Genomic DNA, 26,032 nt, shown 5'->3' with positions numbered 1-26,032 from the left:
GTCACGAGCCGACGCGGGTCCGGCGGCGTCCCGATCGAGGAACGCGGTCCGCCGTGCCGGTGTCCGGGCTGTTGCCGGCCGCGATGCGGGCCGGGCGGTCGGGCATCGTGAAGGCGAAGGCCGCTGTCGCCGCCGCGATCGCCGCCAGGGCGACGTACGCGTGCTGGTAGGCGGGCAGGGGAGGTGACGCGGCGGCGGCCTGCGGGGTGCCGAGGACGAGGACCGTGGTGACCGCCGCGGGGGCGAGCGCCCCGCCGGTCTGGCGCACGACCGTGTTGAGCATCGTGGCCTGGGGCAGGTCCTTGCGGTCGATGGTGGCCAGCGAGGCGACCGTGGTGGGAACGAAGAAGCAGCCGATCGCGGCGCCGAACAGGAACATGTACACCCGCACCGTCCACAGCCCGGTGTCCGCCGTGCACGTGGCGAGGACCAGCAGCACGGCGGTCACGCCGACCAGGCCGGAGCCCACGATGACGCGCGGGCCGACCCGGGCGTACAGGGCGCCGGCGACCTGCACGGTCAGCAGGACGCCGAACGCCTCGGGGAAGGTGGTCAGCCCCGACTCCAGCGCGCTGCGGCCCTGCGCCTGCTGCAGGAAGAGCGGGGTGAGGTAGAGGGTGCCCATGATGGGGACCAGGCCGACCAGGTTGATCAAGTTGGTGTCCCGGAACAGCCGGTCGGAGAACAGCCGCAGCCGCAACAGCGGGTGGGCCCGGCGCAGTTCCACCGCCACCGTGGCGGCCAGCAGCACCGCGCCCAGCACCAGCGAGGAGACGACGGCGGGGGAGGACCAGCCCCGGTTGGGCCCCTCGCAGAGCCCGAACATGCCGCTGCCCAGGGCCCCCGCGCTGAGCAGCAGGCCGGGCCGGTCGAACGGGCCCGGCCGCCGCCCCCGGCCGCCGGCCAGGAAGAGCGCGCCGAACAGCACGGCCGGCAGTCCCACGGGCAGGTTCACGTAGAAGACCCAGCGCCAGGACAGGTGGTCCACCATGAGCCCGCCCAGGACGGGGGCCGCGGCGGGCGCGATCTGCTGCGGGATGATCATGTACCGGGACATGCGGATCTGCTCCGCCGAACTGAACGTGCCGAACAGCAACGCGGTCGAGGCCGGGAAGAGGACACCGGCCGACACCCCCTGCACGGCCCGGTACGCGACCAGCTGGCCGAGCCCGGTCGCCGCTCCGCACAGCAGCGACGAGCCGAGGAAGCCGGCCAGCGCGGTGAGCAACACCCTTTTGCCGCCGAAGCGTTCGACCAGCCAGGCCGAGGCCGGGATGGTCATGGCCAGGCAGACCGGATAGACGACCACCACCCCGTCCAGCGCGGCGGTGGTCAGCCGGAACTGGCGGGCGATCGAGGGCAGGGCCACGGTCGTGATCGCCCCGTCGACGATCGCGATGAACGTCACGCTGACGCAGACGACGGGAACGACCAGGCGCTGGCTGAGACGGGTGGGCAGGGCGGACAGCACGGAGGGGCGACTGGGCATAAGCTGAGCATACTCACTATGTGCATGCTCACCAGATGGCGTCCAGGTCGCGGGGCAGGAGAGACTGGGCACCATGGCGGTACAGGGAAGCAGTGACATCCTCATCGACGAGCTGTACGAGACGACCAACCAGCTACGGCAGTTCGTGGAGGGACGCCTGCGGGAGAAGGGCGCCTCGGTGGCCCGGCTGCGCGCCCTGCGCATGCTGGCCCGGGCCCGGCAGCCGCTGCGCATGCGCGACTTGAGCGACATGGCCGGCATCGCGGCCCGGACCGCCACCGCGATCGTGGACAGCCTCGAACGCGACGGCCTCGTCGAACGCGTACGCCACCCCCACGACCGGCGCGCGTTCCTGCTGCGGCTCACGGACGAGGGGGTCCGCTGCCACCGCGAGGCGGAGGAGGTCGACCGCCTCGCCCTCGCCGAGGCCACCGCCGCCCTCGACGCGGCCGACCGCGAACACCTCCGCACGCTGCTCGCCCGCATCCGCGACCACACCGTGTGACCCGCGCGGCTCGGGGGCCCGTGCCGCGCGTGCCGTGACGTCCCGGTTCCGTAAGGGGCTCCGGCATTCCGAAGGCGCTCCCGGGCGAGTGGGATGGACGGCATGAAACCGCATGTCTTCCCCCCGGCGTTCCGGGGCAGGCTGCACGACCCCCGCACGGCGACCGCGATCGGACGGTGGCTCGGCCCGGCGTTCGTCGTGTGCTTCCTCACCGGACTCGTCAGCCACCTGCTGCAGCACCCGCCGGGCTGGCTGCTCGACCGGATCCCGAGCCGCCCGGTGTGGGGGTACCGGCTCACCCAGGGCCTGCACGTCGCGTCGGGCACCGCGGCGGTCCCGCTGCTGCTGGCCAAGCTGTGGACGGTGTACCCGCGGCTGTTCGCGTGGCCGCCGCTGCGGTCGGTCCGGCACGCGCTGGAGCGGCTGTCGGTCGCCGTCCTGGTGGCCGGCGCCGTGTTCGAACTCGCGACCGGCCTGCTGAACACGGCCCAGTGGTACCCGTGGCCGTTCTCCTTCGTACCCGTGCACTACGCGGTCGGCTGGCTGGTCGTCGGCGCGCTCCTGCTGCACGTCGCCGTCAAGCTGCCGGACATCCGGGCGCACTGGACCCGCCGGTCCCCGGGGACCCTCGCCCTGCCCCCGGCGGACGCCCCCGACCGGCGTTCGCTGCTCGCGGCGGTGGGCGCGGCCGTCGGCGCCGTGACCCTCACGACCGTCGGGCAGTCGTTCACCCCGCTGAAGGGCCTCCTCCTGCTCGCGCCCCGGCACCCCGACGTCGGGCCGCAGTCCCTGCCGGTGAACCGGACCGCCGCCGCGGCGGGCGTCGGCCGGATCGACGCCGAGGAGTACCGCCTCGTCGTCACCGGCCCGCGGCCCTACACCCTGACCCTGGCCGACCTGCGCGCCCTGCCGCAGCACGACGTGGACCTGCCGATCGCCTGTGTCGAGGGGTGGAGCCGGTCGGCGCATTGGACGGGCGTGCGCGTCCGGGACCTGGTGGAGCGCGCGGGAGCCCCGGCGGACGCGCGCGTACGGGTGGTGTCGCTGCAGCTGAGGGGCGGCTACCGGGTCTCGGAGATGGGCCACGAGCACGTCCGTGACCCGCTGACGCTGCTCGCCCTCCGGCTCAACGGCCGCGAACTCGTCCCCGACCACGGCTACCCGGCGCGGCTCATCGCCCCGAACCGTCCCGGCGTGCTCCAGACCAAGTGGGTCGGCCGACTGGAGGTGCTGGCGTGAACGCCCTCCGTGTGACGGCCGCAGCGGCCGGGCTCGCGCTGATGGGCGTCGGGGCGTCCCTGCTGACCGACGTACGCGACCTCACGGGCGCGCTGCTGTGGCTGGGCGGGGCGGTGGTCCTGCACGACGTGCTGATCGCCCCGCTGGTGCTCCTGGTGGGACTGGCCCTCGTCCGGGGCGGGGCGCGCGGCCCGGTCCGCGGTGCCCTGCTGGTCGCGGGCGCGCTGACGGCGGTGGCGCTGCCGGTCCTGCTGCGCCCGGGCCGGACGGCCAACCCGTCGGTGCTGCCGCTGGACTATCCGCGCAACTGGCTGATCGCGCTGGCGGCGGTGGTGGTGCTCACGGGGGCCTGGGTGGGGGTGACCCGCGGGGTGGCCCGCCGTCGTCACACGCGGGCGCGGGCGCGGGCGCTGGGGCGGAAGCGGTGACGGACACGGGAGTGCCGTGCAGGGCCGTGCCCTGGAGTGCCGTGCCCTGAGGCCTTACGAACTCCTGACGTACGCGTCGTCGGCGCGCCGCGGGAGCGGGCCCGGCCCTACGGTCGATGTCATGTTGATCCTGGTCACCGGAGGCGCGGGCTTCATCGGTTCGCACCTCGTCACCGCCCTCCTCGCCGCCGGGCACGAGCCGCGCGTGCTCGACGCGCTGCTGCCCGCCGCCCACCGCACGGCCCCGTCCGTCCCCGACGGGGCCGACTGGCGCCACGCCGACGTCCGCGACGCGGAGGCCGTCACCGACGCGCTGCGGGGCGTGGACGCCGTCTGCCACCAGGCCGCGATGGTCGGCCTGGGCAAGGACTTCGCCGACGCTCCCGACTACGTGGGCTGCAACGACCTCGGCACGGCCGTGCTGTTGGCCGCGATGGCCCGGACCGGCGTGCGCCGCCTGGTGCTGGCGAGCTCGATGGTCGTCTACGGCGAGGGCCGGTACGCGTGCGCCCGGCACGGAGTCGTACGGCCCGGTCCGCGCCGCCCGGCCGACCTCGACGCCGGCCGCTTCGAGCCCCCGTGCCCGCGCTGCGGGGCACCCCTGACCTCCGGCCTGGTCGGCGAGGACGCCCCCGCCGACCCGCGGAACGTGTACGCGGCCACCAAGCTGGCCCAGGAACACCTGTCCGCCGCCTGGGCCCGGGCCACCGGCGGACGCGTCGCCGCCCTGCGCTACCACAACGTCTACGGCCCGGGCATGCCACGGGACACCCCGTACGCGGGCGTCGCCTCCCTGTTCCGGTCGGCGCTCGCCCGGGGCGAGGCCCCCCGGGTCTTCGAGGACGGCGGCCAGCGCCGGGACTTCGTGCACGTCCGGGACGTCGCCGACGCCAACCTCGCGGCGCTGTACGGCACGGACGCCCTGCCCGAGGGCGCGCTGCGCGCCTTCAACGTCGGCAGCGGTGACCCGCACACGGTGGGGGAGACGGCCACCGCCCTGGCGCGGGCCCACGGGGGACCCGCGCCGGTCGTCACCGGGGAGTACCGGCTGGGCGACGTCCGCCACATCACCGCCTCCTCGCAGCGCCTGCGCGACGAACTGGGCTGGAAACCCCGGGTGACCTTCGCGGACGGCATGACGGAGTTCGCCACGGCACCCCTGCGGGCCGGGTGAGCCGACGCCGGGCGCGACGGACCGCTCCGACGGCAGCGGGTGTAGCATCGGCGCCACCGGAAGTAGAAACGCGTGGCCGGCAGACCGGGCACGCGCGCACACGCGGTTCGGACGATCCGCCACTTCTTCACCTCGAAGGAGTGCGCAGTGAAGGTCCGTCGCAGTGCCAGGACGGTCGGCGAGCAGGCCGGCACCCCCACCGGAGCCCCGGTCCCGCAGCCGCCGCGCTCGTTGCGGGAGGCGTGGGTGGCCCTCGCCGGGCTGTCGGCGGTGTTCCTGTTCGAGATGCTCGACAACTCGGTCCTCAACGTCGCCCTGCCGACCATCGGCCGCGACCTGTCGGCGTCGGCCACGGAGCTGCAGTGGGTCACGGGCGTCTACGCGGTCGTCTTCGGCGGACTGATGCCGGTCCTGGGCGCGCTGGCCGACCGGGTGGGCCGCCGCACGGTGATGCTGTGCGGACTGGTGCTGCTGGCGGCGGCGAGCGGGGCCACCGCGTCCGTCACCACCGCGGGGCAGCTGGTCGCGGTCCGCGCGGCCATGGGGGTCGCCGCCGCGATGACGACGCCGGGCAGCATGGCGCTGGCGTTCCGCCTGTTCGACGACGACGGCCTCCGCGTCCGGGCCACCACACTCGTCTCGACGGTGGGACTGGTCGGACTCGCGATCGGCCCCACGGCGGGTGGCTTCGTGCTCGCCACGGCGCCGTGGCAGGTACTGCTCCTGGTCAACGTGCCGATCGCCGCGCTGGCGTTCCTGGGCATCCGCCGGGGCATCCGCGCCGACCGGCCCGACGAGCTGCACCGCGACCCGGTCGACGGCGCGGGCGCCCTGCTGGGCACGGCCACGACCGTGCTCACCCTGACCGCGCCGACCCTGTTCGTCGAGGCGGGCACGGCGTCGCCGCTCCCGTGGCTGGCCACGGCGGGCGCCGCCGTGCTGGCCGTCCTGTTCGTCCGGCGCGAGCGCTCGGCCCGTCATCCGCTGCTCGACCTCTCCCTCGTCGCCCGTCCGCTGGTCTCCAGCGGCCTGGCGTTCAAGGCCGCCGCGAGCCTGGCGACCGCCGGCCTCGGCTACCTCGTGACCCTCCAGCTCCAGCTCGACTGGGGCTGGACGCCGGCCCGGGCGGCGCTGGGACTGCTGCCGCAGGTGGCCGTGCTCATCGCGGGCGGCGCGCTGATCGGCCCGCTGGTCACCCGCGTCGGTCTGGGCAGGGCCGCCTGGCTCAGTGCCCTCGCGGTCGTGTGCGGCCTCGCCGTGTACGCCCTGCTGGGCCGCCTCGGATACGTGTGGGTCGCCCTGGCCCTGGTGCTCGTGGCCGCCGGCATGCGCGTCGTGGGCGTGGTCGCCGGGACCAACGTGATGCGCGGCCTCCCGCCCCACCGCACCACCGTCGGAGCGGCACTGGTGGACACGGCGGGAGAGGTCACCACGGGGATCGGCATCGCGGTCAGCGGCACGATCCTCGCCACGGTCTTCACCGGCGGCCTCGCCGCACGGCACTGGACCGCCGACCAGGCAGCCCGGTTCGACGAGGCCGTCACCTGGGCCGGTCTCGCGCTCACCGCGCTGGCGGGGGCGTTGGTGGGGTGGGGGATCGCCCGGGCCCGTCGCGCGGCGGACGGGCCGGACGGCCCGCACGGCACGGACGGGCCGGACAGGGTGGCCGGCGGGCGGTGAGGGAGCACGGGGACGCGTTGTCAGTGGTGGCATGCATGATCGGTCCGTTGTTCCTTCCAGAGTGACGGAGGCGGGGCGGGTCATGGCGATCACCAACCAGCAGGTGGCGGGGCGTACGTTTCTGCGGCAGCTCTACGCGGACGCGTACTACCCCGACCACGTCGTGGACCGGGGCCGGGCGATCCTCCTGCGGCTGTGCGAGCGCATCGAGACGGAGCAGCCGTCGGACCTGGCGGCCCTGTACGCCCTGACCCACGCGGCCACCGAGGAGTTCAACTCCCTGGAGGACGACTTCGAGGCGGCGGGCAGCCAGATCGAGACGGTGGCCCGCGAGGAGATCGCCGAGGACTTCTGGTTCGTCGCCTCGGCCTACGGGTTCCCGGACGCGGACGTGGAGGAGCTGATCGCTACGCGGGAGTGGTGAGCAGGTTCGCCACGCGGCTCTATCAACTGGCTCTGCTCGATCCCTTCCGGCGGGTCACCGGACATCCGGGTCCGGCCCGGAGCGATCCCTGATCAACCCCTGACGCGAACCGGGGGCCGGGACGCGACCGGTGGCCGGGGCCGGGGCCGGAGACGGCGATACGTTCCCGGCCCCGGCCACCGATCTCCGACCCCCGGCCCCTACAGGCGCGCCCCTACACCCGGTCGGCCGCGATCAGCACGTACTGGAAGGAGCCGTCCCGGTAGGACTCGATGAATGCTTCCTCGATGCCCGTGACCAGGGACGACGTGGCGCGCAGCTCCCAGTAGGGGAGCGTGTCGGGGGTGAGGTCCACGACGGTCTGCGGCACGAGCCGGTTGTCGGCCATCGCGCGCAGGTACTCCCGGCGGGAGTGGATGTTGCACTCGAAGTGCGCGTTGATCTGCGACACCCACTTCGACGGCTGGCCGTACCGCGGGTTCCAGCAGCCGGTGACGGTCACGTACCGGCCGCCCACCCGCAGGAACCGGGAGTGCTCGGCGAACAGGTCGTGCAGGTCGACGTACATGCTCGACTCGTTGTTCCACGAAGCGGCGACGGTGCCCTTCTCGAAGGGCGTGTCGAGCATGTTGCACACCCGGGAGCGGACGTGGTCGTCGATGCCCAGCTCCCGCGCGCGCCGGTTGCCGAACTCCGCCTGCGCGGCGGACAGGGTGACGCCCTCGACCTTGCAGCCGAAGCGCTGGTGGGCCATGACCATGGACCCGCCGCGCCCGCAGCCGGCGTCGACGAGCGTGTCGCCCGGCCCGACCGGCCCGAGGTGGTCGAGGAGGAACTCGGCCTGCGCCGACTCCAGTCGGTGCAGCTCCGCGATGAGCCTCGCCTCGTACGCGCCGTCCGCCGGGTCGCCGAGCGCGGCGTGGTCCACGGCCCCGATGCCGTAGTGGTGGTGGTAGAGCCCGTCCACGTCCCCGAGGCGGAGGTTGACCGGCCGCGCCTCGTTGTTCCAGTAGCGGGCGATGTCCTCCTGGTACGGCGTCGCCGGGGCCGGGATCCGCGCCCGGGCGGACGAGGACGCACCCTCGGGTCCCGGGGCGGAAGCGGAGGCGGCGGCCATGGCCTTGGAGGTCGTGTCAGTGGTCACAGAGGTGTTCCGTTCCTTACCAGAAGTCGGGCAGGCTGTAGCGGTAGGTGTTGGTGCGGTGCCAGTCGTGGTTGCCGTCGACCCAGGCGGCCACGCCGCGGAGGAAACGCAGCACGGCCGGCACGGGGCAGTCCGCCGCGAGCTGGGCCGCGGCGGCCTCGAAGGCGTGCATGAGCTCGTTGTGGACCTCGACCGCCTTGAGGTAGGCGTCGCGGTCGGAGAGGTGCTCGCGTTCCGCGATCACCACCGGCAGGTTCAGGTGCCGCCCCGGGCTGTTCAGTTCCTTGGTGTACGAGTAGAGGTCGTTGACGATGGTGGTCGCGTTGCCGGCGAGGGCGATGACCCGCTGCATGTCCGGCCGGGCGTGCAGGTCGGCGGGCAGTTCGTAGCCGCCGACGGTGTCCGTGATCGTGGGGCAGGGGCGGAAGTTGTTGAACTGGCGCATCGCCAGGTACTCCCACACCTCCGGCACGTGACCGGTCTCCGCCCAGGCCGCCTCGGCGAGGTACCCCAGGTGCAGTCGCGCCATGTCGTGCCGGAACCGGTCGGCCTGGGAAGGGGTGGCCGCGCGCACGAAGTGGTCCATCGCGCTGCGGTACGCCCGGCGCGGGGCGTCCGACCCGAGCGACTCCTGCCACTGGGGCGCGTACTCCGCGGTGGTGTGGAGGTGGTCGAGCGCGGTGTGCGCGAGCAGGAGGCGGCCGCCGAGACCGACGGGCGACCCGCCGTGGTCCTCGCAGTAGCAGTCGTCCACCGCGTTCTCCGCGACCATCAGCCGGGTGGCGAGCATCAGGTGGTCGACCGTCGGGGCGTCCGGGTGGCAGGCCACCATGTAGCGGCCCACGGAGAAGCCGTCGAACTGGCCCTCCCACTCCTGCGGGTACAGCTGGACCTCGTCCTCGGCCCACTGCTTGATCCGCCGGCTCACCTCCGCCACCCGCACCGGGTCGGGCTCCAGGATCGGGTGGTGGTAGAGGCCGGGTACGACCGGACCCTCGGCGCTCGGTCCGGAGGGCGCGGGCGCGCCGTCGGGCGGTACGGCAGCCTGCTTGCGGGCCAGCGAGAGCGCCGTGGTGCCCAGGCCGGTCGGCCCGCCGAGCAGGCGCCGGACGACGGAGTCGGACGCGCTCACGTCCGACGTGCCGGGTACGGCGGCGAGGTCGGGTGCGTTCCGCACGAGGACGTCGGATGCGGGTGGCAGCGACGGCGAGGGCGGTGACGGTGGTGACGGCGGTGTCCAGGCCGCAGGTGGCGTCGACGGTGAGGGCGGCGAGGGCGACGACGACGGCGTCGTGACCGGGGGGTGCAGCCCGGCCAGGAAGTGCGCGGCGGACGAGGTGACGGGACGGTCCGGGGCCGTCGCCGCGGGCGCGTCCGGCGTGGTGGCGGGCGGCGCCGGCGGCTGTTCGGGGAGGGAGGTCGGTGGTCCGAGGGACCCGGAGTCGGGCATCGGCGGCTCCTTGGTGCGGTGGCGTCGGGCGCTCCGGCCTGGGCGACGACGGCCACGACGGCGGACGACGGCGGGCAGGCGCGGGCTGGTCGGGCGGTCCGGGGCGTCAGCGCGGCCTGGGGGCGATCTGCACGTTCTCCAGCACACCGAGCGCGTCGGGCACGAGCACCGCGGCGGAGTAGTAGGTGCTGACGAGGTAGGAGATGACGGCCTGGTCGTTGATGCCCATGAACCGCACGGACAGGCCGGGTTCGTACTCGTCGGGCAATCCGGTCCGGCGCAGCCCGATGACACCCTGGTTGTCCTCGCCGAGGCGCATCGCGATGACGGAGCTGGTCTGCTCCTTGCTGATCGGGATCTTGTTGCAGGGCAGGATGGGCACCCCGCGCCAGGCGGGCACGGACTGTCCGCCGAGGTCGACGTGGTCGGGGTACAGGCCGTGGGCGCTGAAGCCCCGCCCGATGGCGGCGATGGTCCGGGGGTGGGCGAGGAACAGCTTGGTGCCGCGCCGGCGGCAGAGCAGCTCGTCCATGTCGTCCGGCGTGGGCGGGCCCGCGTGGGGCTGGATGCGCTGCTTGAAGTCGGCGTTGTGCAGCAGTCCGAACTCGCGGTTGTTGATCAGCTCGTGCTCCTGGCGTTCACGCAACGCCTCGATCGTGAGCCGCAGTTGTTCCTCGGTCTGGTTCATCGGGCCGTTGTAGAGGTCGGCGACCCGGGTGTGGACCCTGAGGACGGTCTGTGCGACGGAGAGCTCGTACTCGCGCGGGTTGAGCTCGTAGTCGACGAAGGTGCGCGGCAGTTCGGCCTCGCCGACGTGCCCGGCGGACAGGGCGATCTCGGCCTCGCCGTGCTTGTTCTGCCGCTGCCGGGCGTGGGAGCGGAAGGCGTCGAGGTGGGCCCGGAGGCCGGGCGCGGAGTCCTGGACGGCGGCGAAGTCGGCGCGGGTGAGCGTGAGCAGCGTGCCGGAGGTCTCGGCGGTGACCGTGGAGTCGTGGCGGGCGTCCGGGTCCAGCAGGGCGTCCTCACCGAAGTGGTCGCCGTCCGCGAGGACCGCGAGGACGATCTCCCCGCCGTACTTGCCCTCGGCGGTCCGGCTGAGCCGGCCGTGGGCGATGAGGTGGATCCGGTCCGCGGGGCTACCGCGTTCGACGACGACCTCGCCGGCCGCGACGTCGCGCTGGACGCAGCGGTCCGCGAGGGCGGAGAGGACGTCGGTGTCCTCGAAGCCGCGCAGCAGGGCGAGTTCGCCGAGCTCCCGGGGGATCACCCGGACCGTGGCGCCCTCCTGCACGAACTCGATGCGGCCGTCGCCGACGGTGTGGCGCAGGCGCCGGTTGACCCGGTAGGCACCGCCCTCGGCCTCCACCCAGGGCAGCATCCGCAGCAGCCAGCGGGAGGTGATCTCCTGCATCTGCGGGGCGGACTTGGTCGTGTGGGCGAGGGTGCGGGCGGCGGCGGTGCTGAGGGACTGCCGGGGGGCGTCGGGTGTGGTCCGCGCCTCCGGGACGCTGTCGACGGTCATCGCGGGAAGGGTCTCCTTGCACGGCGGGGTGTCCGGCGCGCACGGGCGCACCGGACGGGAGCCAGGGAGGGTGGGCGGTGCAGGGGGAGGATCACCGGGATCCGCCCGCCTGCCGGAAAGCTAGCCCCTGGGCCGCCCGGATCCGCCGGGGAGACGAGGCACTTACCTCGAAGCAGTGACAATCAGTTCAATGCGGTTTATGTGCCCGGAGGACGACATCAGGCCATCGGGCCGACTCGTGGCCGGGCGATGAGTTCCCGGCGTGGGGCCGGTCCACCTCGTACGGGCCGATCACGAGGTCCCGTGGGCTACGGCGGCACGGGCCGCCACGAGGAGGGCTGGGGCATGACGACACGGGCCGGGAAGGTGACCTGCGACCTGTCGGTCTCCCTCGACGGGTACGCGGCCGGGCCGCACCAGAGCGAGGAGCGTCCGTTCGGGGACGACGGCGGCGACGGCTGGGGCGGCAGGCTGCACGGCTGGATGTTCGAGCGCCGGGAGGAGAACCGGGCCGAGATCGAGCGGTCGACGGAGGCCGCGGCGTACATCATGGGCCGCAACATGTTCGGGCCCGTACGGGGCGCCTGGGACCGCGAGTGGCGCGGCTGGTGGGGTGAGGACCCGCCCTTCCACACGCAGGTGTTCGTGCTCACCCACCACCCGCGCGCGTCGCTCCCGATGGACGGCGGCACCACGTTCCACTTCGTCACCGACGGCATCGGGTCCGCGCTGGCCCGGGCCCGCGAGGCCGCCGGGGACGGCACGGTCTCCGTCCAGGGCGGCGCGACCACCGTGAACCAGTACCTCGCCGCGGGACTCGTCGACGAGCTGCGGCTGCACGTCGTGCCCTTCACGCTCGGCGCGGGCCCCCGGCTGTTCGACGGGGTGCCCCCGCTCGACCTGGAGCAGGTGGCCTCGCGCGCGGCGACGTCGGTCACCCACCTCACCTACCGCGTGGGGTCCTCGCGCAGCTGAAGCAGGTACGTCGCCGTCAGCGCCACCGCCCGGTCCGCGTCCCCGGACAGCCGTGCCAGGGCGGCCGACGCCCCCGGGCCCGGGATGTCGGCGAGGGCCTGGGTGAGCCGTCCGCGGGCGGGAGCCGTCGTGGTGGCGTCGGCGAGCCGTTCGACGATGCCGTGCGCGATCCGGTCCGCCGTCGCGGGGTCGCCCGACAGCACGCTCAGGGCGTCGGCCGCGTCCGTGTCGTTCCTGCCCTCCACGACCATCTCCAGGAGGGTCGGCACCGCCTCGGCCGCGCCCCTGCTCCCCAGTGCCAGGGCCGCGTACCCGCGGACCACCGGGTCGGCGTGCGCGAGGGCGTCCCGCAGGCGCGCCCCGGCCTCGGCGCCGGGCAGCTCGACCAGGCACCGGACGGCACGCTCGCGTACGGCGGCCACGGGGGAGCCGAGGCCCCGCGCCAGCAGGGCCGGGCCCGCGCCGCCCGCCCGGGCCAGCGCCCAGCGCAGGGCACCGGCGACGTTCGGGTCCGTCTCGCTCAGCGCCGCCTCGGCCAGGGCCTCCGCCGGCACCTCGTCGGCCGAGGAGAGGGCCGCGCGCTGGCGGGCGGCGGGGCTCGTCGACTCCAGTCCGTGCAGCAGCGCGACGACCTGGAGGACGTCCTCCCACCCGGACGGGTCCGCGGCGTCGATACGGCGCAGCCGCGTGAGCAACTCGGTCTCCGCGGCGATGCGTTCGCGCGTCCGCTGGACCAGGTCGCCGACGAGCGCCGCGGGCGTGAACCCGGGGTCGTCCAGCGCCCGCCCGATCTCCCGCAGCGACAGCCCCAGCGACCGCAGGCTCTCGACGTGGAAGATCCGCCGGATGTCCTCCCCGGAGTACTCCCGGTAGCCGGAGCCGCTCCGCGCCGAGGGCCGCACCAGGCCGAGCGACTCGTAGTGCCGGAGCATCCGCGCGCTGACCCCGGACCGCCGCGCCACCTCACCGATCAACACGCCTCATTGTCCCCCGTGCTGCGACGCGTCGCCGGGCAGCCGCCCCGACCCGCTCCCGGCCGCCCGTCCCGCTCCGCCGCCCAGTGCCACCACCCGCTTCGCCTCCTCGACGGCGGACTCGAAGCCGGCCTCCGGGTCGTGCAGCAGTCGGTGCGTGGCGAGTGCGTGGGCGCGCACCCCCGGATCGGGCGCCGTCGCGGCGTCCCGCAGCGCCGGTTCCGCCGCCTCGCCCAGGGTGACCAGCGCGCGGCTGAGGCTGAGCCGCGTCTCGCGTCCACCACGCCCGAGCCGAGCTGCCAAGGTCGTCGCCAGCGCCGCCTCCTCGCCCTCCGGCACCAGCAGGACCGCGGCCCGCCAGGCGCTGCGCGCCACCTCGTCGTCCGGGTCGGCCAGGAGCCGCGGCGTGATCGCCGGCCACGCCCGCCGGTCCCCGATCTTGGACAGCGTGTGCAGGGCCTGACTGCGCGCCTGCGCCCGCTCCGAGCGGACCTCGCGGAGCAGCGCGGGGAGCGTCACCGACACGGGGTGCCGGGTGAGCGCCCAGGTCAGCATGTCGCGGACGAAGAACTCGGGCTCGACCGCGCACCGCTCGACCAGCGCGGCGACGTACCGCGGGTCCGGTGCCGTACCGACCGCGAGAGCCGCCCGCAGCCGCACCGCCGAGCGGCCGTCGTCCAGCGCCCGGTGTGCTCGCCGCGCGTCCGTGTCCTGCCCCGTGACCGTCATGGGGACCACCTCCTCGGCCAGCAGTGAAGGCCTTGTCACCGTGTCAAGGTCAAGCCCGGCGCCGGGGAGGGGCGAGTGGCACACGCGCGGGACGAGGGGGAAAGATAACCGTCCATGAGCAAGCCACCTGCACGGGTCCGCCTGGCCGACGCCGCGTTCGCCCTCTTCGACGAACGCGGTTACGAGCAGACGACCGTCGACGACATCGCCGAGCGGGCAGGGGCCGGACGGACGACGTTCTTCCGGCACTACCGGTCCAAGGAAGACGTGATCTTCCCCGACCACGACCGGCTCCTGGAGCTGATCGACCACCGGCTGGCCACCTCCAGCCACAGCACCGCCCTGGTCGCCGTGTCCGACGCGGTACGGCTGGTGCTGCTGCACTACCTCGACGAGGGGGACCTGGCGCGGCGGCGCTACGCGCTCACCAGCAAGGTGGCCGCCCTGCGGGACCGTGAGATCGCCAGCGTGGCCCGCTACCAGCGGCTGTTCCGCGAGTTCATCGCCGCCTGGATGGGCGACCCGACGAAATCGGCGTCGCTGCGGGCCGAGCTGATGGCCGCGGCAGTGGTCTCCGCCCACAACCACGTGCTGCGGCGCTGGCTGCGCGGCGAGTCGGCCGACCCGGTCGCCGAGGTGGACGAGGCCATGCGCGAGGTCCTCGCCCTCTTCCCCGCGCGCCCCTCCCCGTCGGGCTCCGGGGGCACGACCGTCATCGCGTTCCGCAGCGGACAGGACATCGACACGCTGCTTCCCGAGCTGCGCCGTCTGATGGAGGTCGGACCGGAACGGTGAGCGGCCCGACCTCCCGGCCTCCGTCGGACGCCGGGACTGCTCACCCGTGTGTCCCCTCAGGTCACCGGCCCCGTCACCCGCGGCGTCGGGTCGTACGCCCCCTCGGCCACGATGTCGCGCAGGCACCCTGCCGCCGTGAGCAGGTCGCCGTGGCTGGTGTAGAGCCCGTGGACGCCGAAGCGCAGCAGGTCGGGGGCGCGCATGTCGGCGATCACCCCCCGCTCCGCCAGCGCGCGCGTCAGGGCGTGGGCGTGCGGGTGGCGCAGGGAGACCTGGCTGCCGCGGCGGTCCGGGTCGGCCGGGGTGACGGAGGTGAAGCCGAACGGGGCGAGCAGCTCGTCGGCGCAGCGCAGGAAGAACCCGGTCAGCGACAGGCTCTTGGCCCGGACGTCGGCGAGGTCCACGCCGTCGTAGGCGGTCAGGGCCGCTTCGAGGGCGAGCAGGGACAGGATCGGGGGTGTGCCGATGCGGGCCCGGGCGATGCCGGGCGCGGGCGCGTAGTCCCTGCTGAGGCCGAAGGGGTCCGCGTGGCCGGTCCAGCCGGGCAGCGGCGTGCGCAGCTCGGCGTGGTAGCGGTGGGCCACGTATAGGTACGCGGGTGCGCCGGGGCCGCCGGAGAGGAACTTGTAGCCGCACCCCACGGCGAAGTCGACGCCGAGGGCGTCCAGTTCGACGGGCAGGGCGCCGGCCGCGTGGCACAGGTCCCACACGGCCGGGGCGCCCGCGTCGTGCGCGGCCCGCGTCAGGGCCCGCATGTCGAACAGCTCGCCGGTGCGGAAGTCGACGGGCGAGTAGCTGACCACGGCCACCCGCTCGCCCTCGGCGCGCAGGAACCCGGGCAGCTCGGCCGGCGGCACCCGTCGCAGCTCCAGTCCCCGGCGCTCGGCGACCGCGGCGGCCACGTAGCGGTCGGTGGGGAAGTGCCCGGGGTCGGTGACGAGCAGGGTGCGGCCCGGCCGGAGCGCGACGGCCGCGTCCAGGGCGGTGTACAGCTGCACGCTGGTGGAGTCGCCCGCGACGGTCTGTCCCGGCGCGGCGCCGAGGAGCGCGCCGATCGCGTCGCCCACCCGCAGCGGCGCCTCCCACCAGCCGTTGTCGTTCCAGGAGCCGATCAGGTCGGTGCCCCACTGCCGGGTCATGACGTCGGTGAGGACCGGCGGGACGGCGGCGGGCAACGGACCGAGGGAGTTGCCGTCGAGGTAGACGACGTCCGGCGGGAGCAGGAAGCGGTCGCGCGCGTGCGCCAGCGGGTCCTCGGCGTCGAGGCGCGCGGCGACCTCGGCCAGGTCGGTCGTCGCAGGGGAAGCAGTCGGCGTGGTGGTCATCGGTGCGCGGTCTCCTCGTGGGCCGGTTCCGGTCGGCGCTCCGGGAAAGTGGCCGCCAGCTCGCGGAGGGTGTCGGCGACGGCCCGCGCGCCGGGCGCGCCCGGTTCGATGAGGGTGTAGTGGCCGGTGCCGGGCAGGACGACCGTGCGCAGGTCGCGGTGGACGGCCGCGTAGTCGGCGAACTGGGTGAGCGGGACCTCCTCGTCGACCGCGCCGTGCAGCAGGACGGTCGGCACGCCGGTCGTGCCCGCGCCGCGCAGCAGGGTCAGCGGGTCGACCTCAGGCAGGCGCTCCGCGAAGTGCTCGGGACCGCCGAGGAGTTGCAGGGCGGCGCCGTTGCTGAGGTCGTCGTCGCGGGTGGCGACGAGGTCGGTGAGCGGCGCCAGGGCGAGGACGCCCGTCGGCAGGGTGCGGGTGTGCCAGCGCGAGCCGGCCGACAGCAGCCCGCGCGCGGCGCACCACAGGGCCAGGTGCCCGCCCGAGCAGTGCCCCGCCAGGACGTACGGCCGCCCGTCGGGCAGCGTGTCGACGATGCGGGCGACGTCGTCGAAGGTCTCCGGGTAGCCGCCCGCCCCGCCCGAGCGGCGGAAGCCGGGCAGCAGGACGTCGAAGCCCTGCTCCGCCAGGTAGGCGGCGAACGGGGTCAGGTGCATGCGGTCGTAGCGCCAGTAGCCGCCGTGCAGCAGGATCACCCGCGGCGCGTCCGGGTCGTCCGCGGGCCAGGCGTCGTACACCTGGTGGGGGTGGTCGCCGTAGCGGCCGTGCACCGGTGCCAGGACCGGCTTCAGGCTCAGGACGCGCTGCTCCTCCTCGGCGGCGAAGGCGGAGATGACCCTAGACGTCACCGCGCACCTCCCACAGCTCGGGGAAGACCGGGCGGGCCGCGCGCTGTTCCAGCCACGCCAGGCCCGAGGAGCCGGCGCTGCCGGGCTTCGAGCCCATGGCGCGGCGCACCACCAGGACGTGCTCGAAGCGCCAGCGGGTGACCAGTTCGGCGATGTCGGTGAGCAACTCGCCCAGCGCCAGGTGCGGGTGGTGCTGCGGGCCGGCGTAGATCTCCCGCCACACGTCCACCACCCCGGGGTCGGAGGCGTACGGCTGGGTGACGTCCCGCTCGCGTACGCGCATCGGCACGTGCAGGCCCTGGCGGTGCAGGAAGCCCAGCACCTCGTCGTACAGGGAGGGTTCGCGGTAGGTCTCGCTGAGCGCCTCGTGGACGGCGGGGTCGCCCCGGTGGGAGCGCAGCAGTCCGGCGGACTTGTCGCCGAGCAGGAACTCCAGGTGCCGGTACATCGCCGACTGGAAGCCCGACGCCTTGCCGAACGCGGCCCGGAAGCCGTTGAACTGGGCGGGCGTCAGGGCGGCGATGGGTGCCCAGGAACCGTTGAGCGCGGTCAGCGCGCGCCGGCTGCGGGTGAGGGCGTCCATGGCCGCCGGCAGGTCGTCCTTGGCGAAGGCCACCCGCGCGGTGCGCCACTCGTGGACGATCAGGGTGAACCAGAGTTCCATCACCTGGGTGGTGACGAGGAAGCCCATCTCGTCCGGCGCGTCGGTGAGCGGCTGCTGCATCGAGTTGAGCACGGAGGCGTGCACGTAGCTGTCGTAGGGGCTGGCGCCGGTGAAGGGCCGGGTCAGGGCGTCGTCCGCGATCGGGTCGGCGAGCGCGGTGGAGCGGTCGTTCATCGCATCTCCTGGTGCTGCGGTCGTGCGGACCACGGCCGCGTGAGGGTGCGGCGGGTGTGGGGGGAGGGCCGGCGGGGCCGGGCGGTCAGACGCCGAGGTGGGCCCCGCCGGAGGCGTCGATCCACTGGCCGGTCACCCAGCGGGCGTCGTCGCTCGCGACGAAGGCGACCACGTCGGCGATGTCCGTGGGCTGTCCGAGCCGGTTGAAGGCGGACGCCTCGGAGTAGCGGCGGCGGATCTCCGGGACCGCCAGCGTGGGGTTGATCTCGGTCTCGGTGTAGCCGGGGGCGACCGCGTTGACGGTGATGCCCCGCGGGCCCAGCTCCTGGGCGAGGGTCAGGGTGAGGTAGTCGAGGGCGGCCTTGGTCATCGTGTACGACACGATCGCCGGGAACGCGACCCGGGTGGCCACGGAGGAGACGTTGACGATCCGGCCGCCGTCACGCAGCCGGGACAGGCCGCGCTGGATGATGAAGAACGGCGCCTTGGTGTTGATCGCGAACACCCGGTCGTAGTCGGCCTCGGTGACGTCGGCGAGGGGGCGCGGGACGGTGATGCCCGCGTTGTTGACCAGGATGTCCAGGCCGTCGTCCGCGCCCTGGTCGGCGAGCGCCCGGTCGAAGGCGGACCACAGGGTGTCGGCGTCGCCGGGCACGCCGAGTTCGGCGTGGACGGCGAACGCCCGGCCGCCGTCGGTCTCGATCTCCTTGACGGTCCGCTCGGCGGCGGTCAGGTCGTGGCCGTAGTGCACGGCCACCAGCGCGCCCTCGCGGGCGAGGCGACGGCTGATGGCCCGGCCGATTCCCCGGCTGCCGCCGGTGACCAGGGCGGTCTTGCCTGCAAGGCGGGCGGTGCTGCTCAACGTACGTCTCCTTCGCTGGGGGCGGGCGGTGCGGGGTGGTCGGGGCAGGGTGCGCCGTGCTCGGCGGCGGTCACGCGGTCGGGTGGGCTCGTGTCCCGGAGGCCGGGCACGCGCGGTCGGGTGTCATGCGTCGAAGTCCAGGACGACCTCGGGGGTCTCCGGGCGCGCCCGGCACACGAGCGTGTAGCCCGCGGCGCGGTCGCGGTCGTCGAGGGCGTGCTGCCGGTCGGCCCGCACCCGTCCCGACAGCACCTTGGCGCGGCAGCTCCCGCACACGCCCTCGCGGCAGGCGTACGGCACGTCCGGGTGCGCGCGCAGCAGGGCGTCGAGGATCACCGTGTCCTGCGGCCCGACGGTGGCGTGCCGGCGGTGTCCGTCGAGCAGGACGGTGACGTGCCCGGCCCCGGCGGCCGGGGGCGGCGGCGGGGTGCCGTGGGTGACGGCGGGCGGTGCGGGGGCCGCGGGTGCGGCGTCCGAGGTGAACAACTCCCAGCGGACGAGCTCCGGTTGCGCGCCCCAGCCGTCCAGGAACCGCCGCACGGTGTCGATCAGGCCCCGGGGCCCGCATAGGGCGAACGTGGTGTCGCCGGAGGGCCGGGCGTCGAGCACGGTCAGCAGACGCGACAGCAGACCGGCGTCGATGCGGCCGCGGAACGTGCCGCTCCCGGCGGCCCCCTCGTCGCGGGTGAGCACGTACTGGACGGTGAAGCGGTCGAGGAACGTGTCCTTGAGGGCGGCGAGTTCGTCGGAGAGGAGGGCGTGCGCGGCGGTCGGCACGGAGTGGACGAGGGACACCCGGCAGGCGGGGTCCCGGCGCAGGGCGTCGGCGGCCAGCGCGGCCAGCGGGGTGATGCCGGAGCCGCCCGCGATCAGGACGTGGTGGGCGCCGGGCAGGTCGGGCAGCGCGAAGTGGCCGGTCGGGGGCGACAGTTCGAGGCGGTCGCCGGGGGCCAGTCGGGCGGCGAGGGCGCCGAAGCCGTCCGGTGACCCGCGCTTGATCACCAGGCGGAGGGCCGTGGGGTCGTCCGGCGGCGGGCACAGCGAGTAGGTGCGGCGCAGTTCGCCGTCGGGCCGTCGGTGGCGGACGACGACGTGTTGACCGGGACGGTCGGCGAAGACCTGGAGCAGCGCGGCGGGCGCCTCCAGGGTGAGGGCCACGGCGTCCGGGGTGAGGGGGCACACCTCGGCGACCGTCACGGGGTGCCAGTGGGTGCGCGCGCCCCCGGGCCCGGGCCGGTCGGCGGACATGTCCGGCCGCAGGATGGCCGGCGGGGTGGCGGCGGTGTTCACGGTGTGCCTCACAGCGCGGTCAGGTGGGGGAAGGGTTCGCGGCACGCCGTGCACCACAGCACCGACTGGCAGCGGGACGGGCCGAAGGGGCTGTGCGGCCGGGTGGCGCGCGAACCGCAGTGCGGGCAGGCGACCGCGCCCAGCTCCACGGCGACCGGGCCGCCGCCCGTGGCGGGCAGCGGCGGGGCGATGCCGTGGGCGGCGAGGGTGCGCCGCCCTTCGGGGGTGATGCGGTCGGTCGTCCAGGGCGGGGACAGCACCTGCCGCACCCGGCCGTCGGGGTGGCCACAGGCGGCCAGCACCTCCTGGACGGCGGCGGTGATCGCGGGCAGCGCGGGGCAGCCCAGGTAAGTGGGGGTGATCTCCACCTCCACGACCCCGTCCGGTCCGGGGCCGACGGAGCCCACCACCCCCAGGTCGCCGAGGCCGATCACGGGCAGCTCGGGGTCGGGCAGGGCCTCCACCCGGCCGCGCACCTCCGCGACGCCGAGGGGCGCTGCGGTGTGCCGGGCGGCGCTGCTCACGGCGTTCTCGTCGGTGTCCACCGCCGCGTCCACCGCCGCGCTCACCAGGTCCCCCCGGGGAACTGCCGGTGCACCGACTGCAGTTCTCCGACCAGGTCGGTGAACTCCTCGGTGTGCAGACCCGAACGGCCGCCGCGCGCCTGCCAGGAGGGCGTCGGCACGGTGAGCCCCGCGCCGGTGACCACCTCGGTGACGCGCCGTTCCCACTCGGGGCGCAGCGGCGCCGGTGAGGGCACCGTGCCGGTGGCGGCGAGGCGTCGTACGACGTCGTCCTCGTCGAAGAGTTCGGCCGTGTAGGGCCACACCCGCTCCAGGCCCCGCTGCATCCGGCGCGCGCTCTCCGGTGTGCCGAGACCCAGTTGACGGACCCAGCGGTCGGCGTGCAGCCGGTGGAAGGCCACCTCCTTGGCCGCCCGCGCGCCGAAGGCGGCGAGTTCCGGGTCCGGGCAGCCGGCCAGGGCCTCGTACAGCAGCGACGCGTAGTGGGTGTGGGCGAGCTGGCGCGCGACGGTCACCGCGAAGTCGCCGTTGGGCAGCTCGGTCAGCAGGGCGTTGGTGAACTCGCGTTCGCGGCGCGTGAAGGCGAAGTCGTCCTCGGTGCGGCCGGTGCCGTCGAGCCGCCCGGCGAGGGTGAACAGCGTCCGCGCGTGGCCGACGAGGTCGAGGGCGATGTTGGACAGGGCCAGGTCTTCCTCGATCAGGGGCGCCCGCGTGATCCACCCGCACAGCCGCTGCCCGAGCACCAGGGCGTCGTCGCCCAGGCGCAGCAGGTAGGTCGCGAGGTCGGCGTCGGCGGAGGGGACGGCGGAGGTGTCCGTCCGCGTCTCACTGGTCGTGGTCACCCTCGGTCCCCTTCTCGGTGAGCGGCGGGAAGTGCTCGGGGTAGCGGTACGGCTTGTGCCGGGCGCCCGCGAAGTACGGGTCGCGTTCGTCCGGGGACGCCGTGTGCACGGCGTCCGAGCGCACCACCCACAGCGACAGCGGGTCGCCGCGGCGCGTGTACAGGTCGCGGGCGACGGCCAGCGCCGCGTCGGGACCGGTGGCCCGCACCGAGCCCACGTGCTGGTGGGCGAGTCCGCGGCGGGCCCGCAGGAAAACTTCCCAGGACGCGGGCGCGCCCTCGTCGTCGCGGTTCATGCGCGCTCCTCCTGCGTCTGCCGGGGGACGTCCGCGCCGGGACCGGCCGGTGGCCCGGCTGCCTCCTCGCGGGCCGCGTACGCGGCGGCGGCCTCCCGGACCCAGGCGCCGTCCTCGTGGGCGGCCCTGCGGTGGTCGATGCGCCGGCGCGCCCAGTGGGTCTCCTCGCCCAGGGCCGTGCGGTAGGTGTCCCAGTCGATCGGGGTGAAGTCGTAGTGCCCGCGCTCCTCGTTCCAGCGGATCGCCGGGTCGGGCAGGGTCAGGCCCAGGCGCTCGGCCTGCGGGACGCAACTGTCGACGAAGCGCTGGCGCAGCTCGTCGTTGGTGTGCCGCTTGATGCCCCAGGCCATCGCGCGGCGCGAGACGGCGGCGCCGAGCGCGGCGGTGCGCGCGTCGGACCCGCCCGCCTCGGTGTCGGGCGGCCCGAACATCAGCGCCACGGCCGGCAGCCACCAGCGGTCCACCGCGTCCTGCGCCATCGCCTTCTGCTCGGGTGTGCCCTCGCACAGGGCGCGCATCAGGTCGTAGCCCTGGCGCACGTGGAAGGCCTCCTCCTGGCAGACGCGGCGCATGGCCCGTGCGTACGGCCCGTACGACGTGCGGCACAGCGGGGCCTGGTTGATCACGGCGGCGCCGTCCGTCAGCCAGGCGATGGCGCCGGTGTCCGCCCAGGTCAGCGCCGGGTGGTTGAAGGTGGCGGAGGCGCGCTGGCGGCCGTGGTGCAGGGCGTCGAGGAGGTCGGCACGGTCCACGCCCAGCGTCTCGGCGGCGGAGTACAGGTACAGGCCGTGGCCGGCCTCGTCCTGGACCTTGGCGATGAGCACCGACTTGCGGTGCAGGGACGGGGCGCGGGTCAGCCAGGCGCCCTCGGGCTGCATGCCGATGATCTCGGAGTGGGCGTGCTGGGCGATCTGGCGGGTCAGCATGCGGCGGTAGCCGTCGGGCATCCAGTCGCGGGGCTCGATCGTCTCGCCCTCGGCGATCAACGCGTCGAAGTGGGCGAGGAGTTCGTCCTCCGCGGCGCCCGGGGCCGGCCCGGTGCCGTGGGTGACGGCGGTCGGCGCGGTCACCCGGCACCGCCCGGGCGGACGGGGGCCGCCGGGTCGGCGGGGCGCACGGGGGACTCGGGGCGCACGGGCCGTCCTGCCGTGGACCGGACCCGTACCGGCTGCCTGGGCACGCGCATCACTCCCTGGTCGGTGGTCCGCCCGCGCCCCGTGGTGCGGGACGGACCGGGCGGAGCAGGTGTCTTCGTTCCGGTACAGAGGCCGGGCGCACGCCCCGGCTATCCCCGCCGCCCGCGGTTCGGGCGCGTGACAAAGGTCACGGGCGGGCCGGGGGAGTGCGGACGGCCCCGGCCGCCTCTTGAGGGGGTGACAGTCCAGGCCCGCACGGCGGCCGGCGTGCCGCGGCGAAAGGGGAAACCATGAGCACCATCAGGGAGTTGCTGGTCGAACTCACCGGCACCGCCGAGTACGCGGACCAGGTCGGCGACGACGTCGACCTCGCGGCCAGCGGCATCGACTCCGGCGACCTGGTCCGCCTGGTGCTGCTCGTGGAGCAGCGGCTCGGCGTGGAGATCACCGCCGAGGACATGGAGGAGCTGCACACGATCGCCGACTACGAGCGGTTCGTCGCCGAGCGCTCCGTCGCCGGCGCCGCCGGCGGTGCCTGATGTGGCTGACCCAGCTGCTGGAGCGCAACCGGCAGTGCTGGCCCGACCGGACCGCCCTCGTCGACGAGCAACGCAGCGTCACCTGGGCCGAGTTCCACGACCGCACCGCCGAACTCGCCCGCGGGCTCGCGGAACTGGGCATCGAGCGCGGTGAGCGGGTCGCCGTGCTGTCCAAGGACCGCATCGAGGTCCTGGAGAGCTACTTCGCCCTCGCCCGCCTGGGCGCGCTGTTCGTGCCGCTGAACCACAGCCTGGCCGAGCCCGAGGTCGCCGGCATCGTCGAGCGCGTCGGCGCGGTGGCGGTGCTCGGCGAGGCGGAGCTGCTGGACCGCCACCCCCGGCTGCCGGAGTCGGTGCGGGTCCGGCTGGCGCTGGACAAGCCCGCCTTCGCGAGCCTGGGCACCCTGGCGCCCGCACGGGACCTGCCCGTGGTGGCCGACACGGACCCGATCGCCGTGCTGCACACCTCGGCGACCACCGGACAGGCCAAGGGCGTCACCGTCGACAGCGCCTCGTTCCGGGCGATCGCGCTGGGCTGGCTGGTCATGGCCCGGCCCACCGACGACATCGTCATGGTCAATTGCTGCCCGCTGTACCACGGCAGCATGGTCGTCTCGCTCACGTACATGGCGGCCGGCGCCACCGTCGTGCTGATGCCCGGCTTCACCCCGCAGCGGGCGCTGACCGCGGTGGAGCGCCACCGGGCCACCCATATGTGGATGGTGCCGCAGATGCTGCGGTTCATGCTCCAGGCCAAGTCCTCGCGGCGCACCGACTTCACCTCCCTGCGGGAGGTCCTCTACGGCGCCGCGCCGATGCCCCTGGACGTGTACGCCGCGGCGGTGGAGCGGCTGGGCTGCGGCTTCCGCCAGGTGTACGGCATGACCGAGGTCGGCGGCCCGTTCGTCACCCTCGGCCCCGACGAGCACCCCGCGCCGGGCGACGTCACCGCGCGGATCCCGTGCGGGCGGGTGGTGCCGGGCATGTCGGCGCGCGCCGTCGACCGGGAGGGCCGGGAGGTGCCGCGCGGCGAGATCGGCGAGATCGTGGTGCGCGGGCCCGGCGTCATGCAGGGCTACTGGAACGACCCCGGGGCCACCCGCGAGATCACCCTCGACGGCTGGACGAGGACGGGCGACCTGGGGTTCGTCGACGACGAGGGCCGCATCAGCCTCGTCGACCGCACCAAGGACGTCATCATCCGCGCCGGGCAGAACGTGTACCCCTCGGAGATCGAGCGCGCCCTGATGACCCACCCGGCGGTCCACGACGCGGCGGTCGTCGGCATGCCCGACGAGGACTACGGCGAGGTGCCGCTGGCCTACGTCGCCCTGGAGCCGGACGCGGACGCGAGCGCGACGGAACTGCTGGGCCACGTGGCCCGGTTGCTCGCGCCGTACAAGCGCCCGCGGAGCGTGGAGTTCATCGAGCAGGTGCCGCGCAACCCCGCCGGGAAGATCATCAAGAAGCTGCTGCGGGTCTGACCGTGGGGGGCGCGGGGCGCGTCGGAGGCTCCGGCGAGGCCGACCGGGAGGCGCGGACCGCCGCGGACGAGGTGACGGCCGCGGCGCCCGCGGCCCTCGCCGCGCTCGAGCGGCTCCGTCCCCGCCTGGCCGCCGCGGGGATCGGCCTCGGACTCGCCCACGTCGGCGAGCCAGGGCTCGCCCCCGCCGGTCCGGCCGAGGCGTCCGCGGCGGCGACCATGCCGCCGCGCCGCCGCCGCGAGTTCCTGGCCGGGCGCGAGGCCGCCCGCCGGGCCCTGCGCGCGGTGGGCGTGGACTGCGGTGAGATCCCCCGCGAGGGGCGGCTGCCGGTGTTCGCCCCCGGGCGGGCGGCGTCGCTCTCGCACAGCGCCGGGATCGCCGTCGCCGTGGCCCGCGCACCGGGTGGACACGCCCCGCTCGGCTGCGACCTGGAGCTGCGGCCGCTGCCGTGCGACGCGGCACGGCTGGTGCTGGGGCCGGACGAGGAGCCGCTGCTCGGCACCGCCGCCGGCGCCGGAACCTGGTCGCTGACGGGCCTGTTCTCCGCCAAGGAGACCGCGTGGAAGGCGCTGCACCTCGCGCAGGGTCGGGCCGGTACCGCGTCGATGCGCACACTGCGCGACCTGCGGGCGGAACCGTGCGGCGACGCCCTGCACATCGGGCCGCGCATCGATCCTCGCGTCGGTCGGAGCAGCCGTCCGGGCCTCCGTGCGAGCAGCCGTCCGCGCAGCGGTCCGAGCGGCCTGCCGTGCACCGGTGCGCGCGCCGGGCAGTCGTACGGGGTCCGGGTGCGGGTCCTGCCGGTCGGCGCGGGCGTGTTCAGCTACGCGCTCGGCTGGGCCGGTGCCGACGGCAGGTCGACGCCCGTGCCGACGGCGAGGCGGTCGTAGGGGGCGCCGGTGCCCGGGCCGGCCGCGCCGAGGAGACCGCCGACCATGGCGAGGCCGGTGTCGTTGAGGGCGCCGTCGTGGATGGCGTAGGCGTGGCGCGGCGCGACCTCGCGGACGTAGTCGATCAGCCGGCCGGTGGTGGACCAGGGGCCGTGCACCGGCAGCAGCAGGGTGTCCACGGGGGTCTCCGGGACGGTCAGGGCGTCGCCGGGGTGGAAGAGGATGCCGTCGACGAGGAAACCGACGTTGCCCACGCGCGGGATGTCCGGGTGGAGGACCTCGTGCCAGGTGCCGTGCACCTGGACGCCGAAGCCGGCGGCCGCGAACGCCTCGCCGTGGCCGACCGCCGTGACCCGCCCGCCCAGGCCGTCGAGCCGGCCGGCCACGGACGTGTCGGTCCAGATCCGCAGGGCGGGGTTCGCCTCCGCCGCCCTGCGCAGGTTCTCCTCGGAGAAGTGGTCGACGTGCTCGTGGGTCACCAGGACCGCGTCCGCCCCGTCGAGCACCCGCGGGTCGGTCAGGCCGCCCGGGTCGAGGACCAAGCGCCGGCCGTCCTTCTCGAGACCGACGCAGGCGTGTCCGTACTTGATGAGCCGCATGGCGGGCTCCTCCCGTGAACTGTGCAACCAAGTTG

At 74.7% G+C, this 26,032-nt stretch carries 27 protein-coding genes; 11 read left to right on the top strand and 16 right to left on the bottom strand.

Going from position 1 to position 26,032, the window contains the following annotated elements:
- Position 1: 1 nt before the first annotated feature.
- On the bottom strand, positions 2-1,489 hold the full coding sequence (locus AQJ30_RS25385) for a DHA2 family efflux MFS transporter permease subunit (RefSeq protein WP_211279113.1): 1,488 nt from the start codon (positions 1,487-1,489) through the stop codon (positions 2-4).
- Between the two features lie 73 nt (positions 1,490-1,562).
- Here AQJ30_RS25385 and AQJ30_RS25380 point away from each other — a divergent pair, with 73 nt between their 5' ends.
- The 6 genes from AQJ30_RS25380 to AQJ30_RS25355 all read left to right on the top strand — a co-directional run bounded on the left by AQJ30_RS25380 (position 1,563) and on the right by AQJ30_RS25355 (position 6,939).
- The gene (locus AQJ30_RS25380) at positions 1,563-1,994 is read left to right on the top strand and encodes a MarR family winged helix-turn-helix transcriptional regulator (RefSeq protein ID WP_067238391.1); all 432 of its coding nucleotides are present in this window, start codon (positions 1,563-1,565) and stop codon (positions 1,992-1,994) included.
- A gap of 102 nt (positions 1,995-2,096) precedes the next feature.
- Positions 2,097-3,233 (top strand): molybdopterin-dependent oxidoreductase, encoded by a 1,137-nt coding sequence (locus AQJ30_RS25375; RefSeq protein ID WP_245727110.1) that lies wholly within the window; start codon positions 2,097-2,099, stop codon positions 3,231-3,233.
- Complete coding sequence (locus AQJ30_RS25370) at positions 3,230-3,661, top strand: hypothetical protein (RefSeq protein WP_245727109.1); 432 nt, start codon at positions 3,230-3,232, stop codon at positions 3,659-3,661. The genes AQJ30_RS25375 and AQJ30_RS25370 overlap by 4 nt, the downstream gene beginning before the upstream one ends.
- A gap of 121 nt (positions 3,662-3,782) precedes the next feature.
- Positions 3,783-4,835: an NAD-dependent epimerase/dehydratase family protein gene (locus AQJ30_RS25365; protein WP_067238386.1), complete on the top strand. Its 1,053-nt coding sequence runs from the start codon at positions 3,783-3,785 to the stop codon at positions 4,833-4,835.
- Positions 4,836-4,982: 147 nt separating this feature from the next.
- The gene (locus AQJ30_RS25360; RefSeq protein ID WP_245727108.1) at positions 4,983-6,515 is read left to right on the top strand and encodes an MFS transporter; all 1,533 of its coding nucleotides are present in this window, start codon (positions 4,983-4,985) and stop codon (positions 6,513-6,515) included.
- Between the two features lie 82 nt (positions 6,516-6,597).
- Positions 6,598-6,939 (top strand): DUF5713 family protein, encoded by a 342-nt coding sequence (locus AQJ30_RS25355; RefSeq protein WP_067238383.1) that lies wholly within the window; start codon positions 6,598-6,600, stop codon positions 6,937-6,939.
- Between the two features lie 214 nt (positions 6,940-7,153).
- Here the strand turns inward: AQJ30_RS25355 and AQJ30_RS25350 are convergent, their stop codons facing one another.
- The 3 genes from AQJ30_RS25350 to AQJ30_RS25340 all read right to left on the bottom strand — a co-directional run bounded on the left by AQJ30_RS25350 (position 7,154) and on the right by AQJ30_RS25340 (position 11,055).
- Positions 7,154-8,056, bottom strand: a complete 903-nt coding sequence (locus AQJ30_RS25350) for a geranyl diphosphate 2-C-methyltransferase (protein ID WP_067238693.1) — start codon at positions 8,054-8,056, stop codon at positions 7,154-7,156.
- A 43-nt stretch (positions 8,057-8,099) separates the two neighbouring features.
- A complete protein-coding gene (locus AQJ30_RS25345) occupies positions 8,100-9,533 on the bottom strand; it encodes a family 2 encapsulin nanocompartment cargo protein terpene cyclase (RefSeq protein ID WP_067238381.1) in 1,434 nt (477 codons plus the stop codon).
- Positions 9,534-9,639: 106 nt separating this feature from the next.
- The gene (locus AQJ30_RS25340; RefSeq protein ID WP_067238379.1) at positions 9,640-11,055 is read right to left on the bottom strand and encodes a family 2B encapsulin nanocompartment shell protein; all 1,416 of its coding nucleotides are present in this window, start codon (positions 11,053-11,055) and stop codon (positions 9,640-9,642) included.
- Positions 11,056-11,400: 345 nt separating this feature from the next.
- Between AQJ30_RS25340 and AQJ30_RS25335 the strand changes: the two genes are divergently transcribed.
- The gene (locus tag AQJ30_RS25335; protein ID WP_067238690.1) at positions 11,401-12,030 is read left to right on the top strand and encodes a dihydrofolate reductase family protein; all 630 of its coding nucleotides are present in this window, start codon (positions 11,401-11,403) and stop codon (positions 12,028-12,030) included.
- Here the strand turns inward: AQJ30_RS25335 and AQJ30_RS25330 are convergent.
- The gene (locus AQJ30_RS25330; RefSeq protein ID WP_067238378.1) at positions 12,003-13,007 is read right to left on the bottom strand and encodes a MerR family transcriptional regulator; all 1,005 of its coding nucleotides are present in this window, start codon (positions 13,005-13,007) and stop codon (positions 12,003-12,005) included. The genes AQJ30_RS25335 and AQJ30_RS25330 overlap by 28 nt on opposite strands.
- Before the next feature lie 3 nt (positions 13,008-13,010).
- A complete protein-coding gene (locus AQJ30_RS25325) occupies positions 13,011-13,733 on the bottom strand; it encodes a HEAT repeat domain-containing protein (RefSeq protein ID WP_067238376.1) in 723 nt (240 codons plus the stop codon).
- A gap of 114 nt (positions 13,734-13,847) precedes the next feature.
- On the opposite strand from AQJ30_RS25325, the gene AQJ30_RS25320 reads away from it, so the two are divergent.
- The gene (locus AQJ30_RS25320; protein ID WP_067238373.1) at positions 13,848-14,528 is read left to right on the top strand and encodes a TetR/AcrR family transcriptional regulator; all 681 of its coding nucleotides are present in this window, start codon (positions 13,848-13,850) and stop codon (positions 14,526-14,528) included.
- A gap of 56 nt (positions 14,529-14,584) precedes the next feature.
- On the opposite strand, the gene kynU is transcribed toward AQJ30_RS25320, so the two are convergent.
- The 9 genes from kynU to paaA form a co-directional block, all read right to left on the bottom strand.
- Positions 14,585-15,853: a kynureninase gene (gene kynU, locus AQJ30_RS25315; RefSeq protein WP_067238371.1), complete on the bottom strand. Its 1,269-nt coding sequence runs from the start codon at positions 15,851-15,853 to the stop codon at positions 14,585-14,587.
- Positions 15,850-16,698 (bottom strand): alpha/beta hydrolase family protein, encoded by an 849-nt coding sequence (locus AQJ30_RS25310; protein ID WP_067238368.1) that lies wholly within the window; start codon positions 16,696-16,698, stop codon positions 15,850-15,852. The genes kynU and AQJ30_RS25310 overlap by 4 nt, the downstream gene beginning before the upstream one ends.
- Positions 16,688-17,536: a tryptophan 2,3-dioxygenase gene (locus AQJ30_RS25305; RefSeq protein ID WP_067238358.1), complete on the bottom strand. Its 849-nt coding sequence runs from the start codon at positions 17,534-17,536 to the stop codon at positions 16,688-16,690. The genes AQJ30_RS25310 and AQJ30_RS25305 overlap by 11 nt, the downstream gene beginning before the upstream one ends.
- 85 nt (positions 17,537-17,621) lie before the next feature.
- The gene (locus AQJ30_RS25300; RefSeq protein WP_067238355.1) at positions 17,622-18,398 is read right to left on the bottom strand and encodes a glucose 1-dehydrogenase; all 777 of its coding nucleotides are present in this window, start codon (positions 18,396-18,398) and stop codon (positions 17,622-17,624) included.
- A gap of 123 nt (positions 18,399-18,521) precedes the next feature.
- Positions 18,522-19,688 (bottom strand): 2Fe-2S iron-sulfur cluster-binding protein, encoded by a 1,167-nt coding sequence (locus AQJ30_RS25295; protein ID WP_067238688.1) that lies wholly within the window; start codon positions 19,686-19,688, stop codon positions 18,522-18,524.
- Between the two features lie 8 nt (positions 19,689-19,696).
- Positions 19,697-20,212 carry a 1,2-phenylacetyl-CoA epoxidase subunit PaaD gene (paaD, locus tag AQJ30_RS25290; protein ID WP_169808497.1) on the bottom strand — a complete coding sequence of 172 codons (516 nt, stop codon included), beginning with the start codon at positions 20,210-20,212 and terminating at the stop codon, positions 19,697-19,699.
- 41 nt (positions 20,213-20,253) lie between these two features.
- Entirely contained in the window at positions 20,254-21,054 is an 801-nt protein-coding gene (paaC, locus tag AQJ30_RS25285; protein WP_067238353.1) for a 1,2-phenylacetyl-CoA epoxidase subunit PaaC, read from the bottom strand.
- Positions 21,038-21,349, bottom strand: coding sequence for a 1,2-phenylacetyl-CoA epoxidase subunit B (locus tag AQJ30_RS25280; RefSeq protein WP_067238350.1), 312 nt, complete (start codon positions 21,347-21,349; stop codon positions 21,038-21,040). The genes paaC and AQJ30_RS25280 overlap by 17 nt, the downstream gene beginning before the upstream one ends.
- The gene (gene paaA / locus AQJ30_RS25275; RefSeq protein WP_067238347.1) at positions 21,346-22,419 is read right to left on the bottom strand and encodes a 1,2-phenylacetyl-CoA epoxidase subunit PaaA; all 1,074 of its coding nucleotides are present in this window, start codon (positions 22,417-22,419) and stop codon (positions 21,346-21,348) included. The genes AQJ30_RS25280 and paaA overlap by 4 nt, the downstream gene beginning before the upstream one ends.
- Positions 22,420-22,775: 356 nt before the next feature.
- Between paaA and AQJ30_RS25270 the strand changes: the two genes are divergently transcribed.
- The 3 genes from AQJ30_RS25270 to AQJ30_RS25260 are packed head-to-tail and all read left to right on the top strand — an operon-like array spanning position 22,776 to position 25,398.
- On the top strand, positions 22,776-23,024 hold the full coding sequence (locus tag AQJ30_RS25270; protein ID WP_067238345.1) for an acyl carrier protein: 249 nt from the start codon (positions 22,776-22,778) through the stop codon (positions 23,022-23,024).
- The gene (locus AQJ30_RS25265; RefSeq protein WP_067238343.1) at positions 23,024-24,508 is read left to right on the top strand and encodes a class I adenylate-forming enzyme family protein; all 1,485 of its coding nucleotides are present in this window, start codon (positions 23,024-23,026) and stop codon (positions 24,506-24,508) included. The genes AQJ30_RS25270 and AQJ30_RS25265 overlap by 1 nt, the downstream gene beginning before the upstream one ends.
- Positions 24,509-24,510: 2 nt before the next feature.
- Positions 24,511-25,398: an enterobactin synthetase gene (locus AQJ30_RS25260; protein WP_245727107.1), complete on the top strand. Its 888-nt coding sequence runs from the start codon at positions 24,511-24,513 to the stop codon at positions 25,396-25,398.
- Here AQJ30_RS25260 and AQJ30_RS25255 read toward each other — a convergent pair.
- Positions 25,332-25,997 carry an MBL fold metallo-hydrolase gene (locus AQJ30_RS25255; RefSeq protein ID WP_067238340.1) on the bottom strand — a complete coding sequence of 222 codons (666 nt, stop codon included), beginning with the start codon at positions 25,995-25,997 and terminating at the stop codon, positions 25,332-25,334. The genes AQJ30_RS25260 and AQJ30_RS25255 overlap by 67 nt on opposite strands.
- Between the last annotated feature and the right edge of the window lie 35 nt (positions 25,998-26,032).

Origin of the sequence: Streptomyces longwoodensis, assembly GCF_001514125.1 — a bacterium.
Lineage (GTDB): Bacteria > Actinomycetota > Actinomycetes > Streptomycetales > Streptomycetaceae > Streptomyces > Streptomyces longwoodensis.
Note: the sequence above shows the minus strand (reverse complement) of the source record. Positions and strands in the feature narration are given on the sequence as shown.

Coding starts and splice junctions, on each gene's coding strand:
- AQJ30_RS25270 (WP_067238345.1), top strand. CDS start 22,776: ATGAGCACCATCAGGGAGTTGCTGGTCGAACTCACCGGCACCGCCGAG.
- AQJ30_RS25365 (WP_067238386.1), top strand. CDS start 3,783: ATGTTGATCCTGGTCACCGGAGGCGCGGGCTTCATCGGTTCGCACCTC.
- AQJ30_RS25320 (WP_067238373.1), top strand. CDS start 13,848: ATGAGCAAGCCACCTGCACGGGTCCGCCTGGCCGACGCCGCGTTCGCC.
- AQJ30_RS25375 (WP_245727110.1), top strand. CDS start 2,097: ATGAAACCGCATGTCTTCCCCCCGGCGTTCCGGGGCAGGCTGCACGAC.
- AQJ30_RS25380 (WP_067238391.1), top strand. CDS start 1,563: ATGGCGGTACAGGGAAGCAGTGACATCCTCATCGACGAGCTGTACGAG.
- AQJ30_RS25335 (WP_067238690.1), top strand. CDS start 11,401: ATGACGACACGGGCCGGGAAGGTGACCTGCGACCTGTCGGTCTCCCTC.
- AQJ30_RS25325 (WP_067238376.1), bottom strand. CDS start 13,733: ATGACGGTCACGGGGCAGGACACGGACGCGCGGCGAGCACACCGGGCG.
- AQJ30_RS25255 (WP_067238340.1), bottom strand. CDS start 25,997: ATGCGGCTCATCAAGTACGGACACGCCTGCGTCGGTCTCGAGAAGGAC.
- AQJ30_RS25340 (WP_067238379.1), bottom strand. CDS start 11,055: ATGACCGTCGACAGCGTCCCGGAGGCGCGGACCACACCCGACGCCCCC.
- AQJ30_RS25345 (WP_067238381.1), bottom strand. CDS start 9,533: ATGCCCGACTCCGGGTCCCTCGGACCACCGACCTCCCTCCCCGAACAG.
- AQJ30_RS25265 (WP_067238343.1), top strand. CDS start 23,024: ATGTGGCTGACCCAGCTGCTGGAGCGCAACCGGCAGTGCTGGCCCGAC.
- AQJ30_RS25385 (WP_211279113.1), bottom strand. CDS start 1,489: ATGCCCAGTCGCCCCTCCGTGCTGTCCGCCCTGCCCACCCGTCTCAGC.
- AQJ30_RS25305 (WP_067238358.1), bottom strand. CDS start 17,536: ATGAACGACCGCTCCACCGCGCTCGCCGACCCGATCGCGGACGACGCC.
- AQJ30_RS25355 (WP_067238383.1), top strand. CDS start 6,598: ATGGCGATCACCAACCAGCAGGTGGCGGGGCGTACGTTTCTGCGGCAG.
- AQJ30_RS25280 (WP_067238350.1), bottom strand. CDS start 21,349: ATGAACCGCGACGACGAGGGCGCGCCCGCGTCCTGGGAAGTTTTCCTG.
- AQJ30_RS25350 (WP_067238693.1), bottom strand. CDS start 8,056: ATGGCCGCCGCCTCCGCTTCCGCCCCGGGACCCGAGGGTGCGTCCTCG.
- kynU (WP_067238371.1), bottom strand. CDS start 15,853: ATGACCACCACGCCGACTGCTTCCCCTGCGACGACCGACCTGGCCGAG.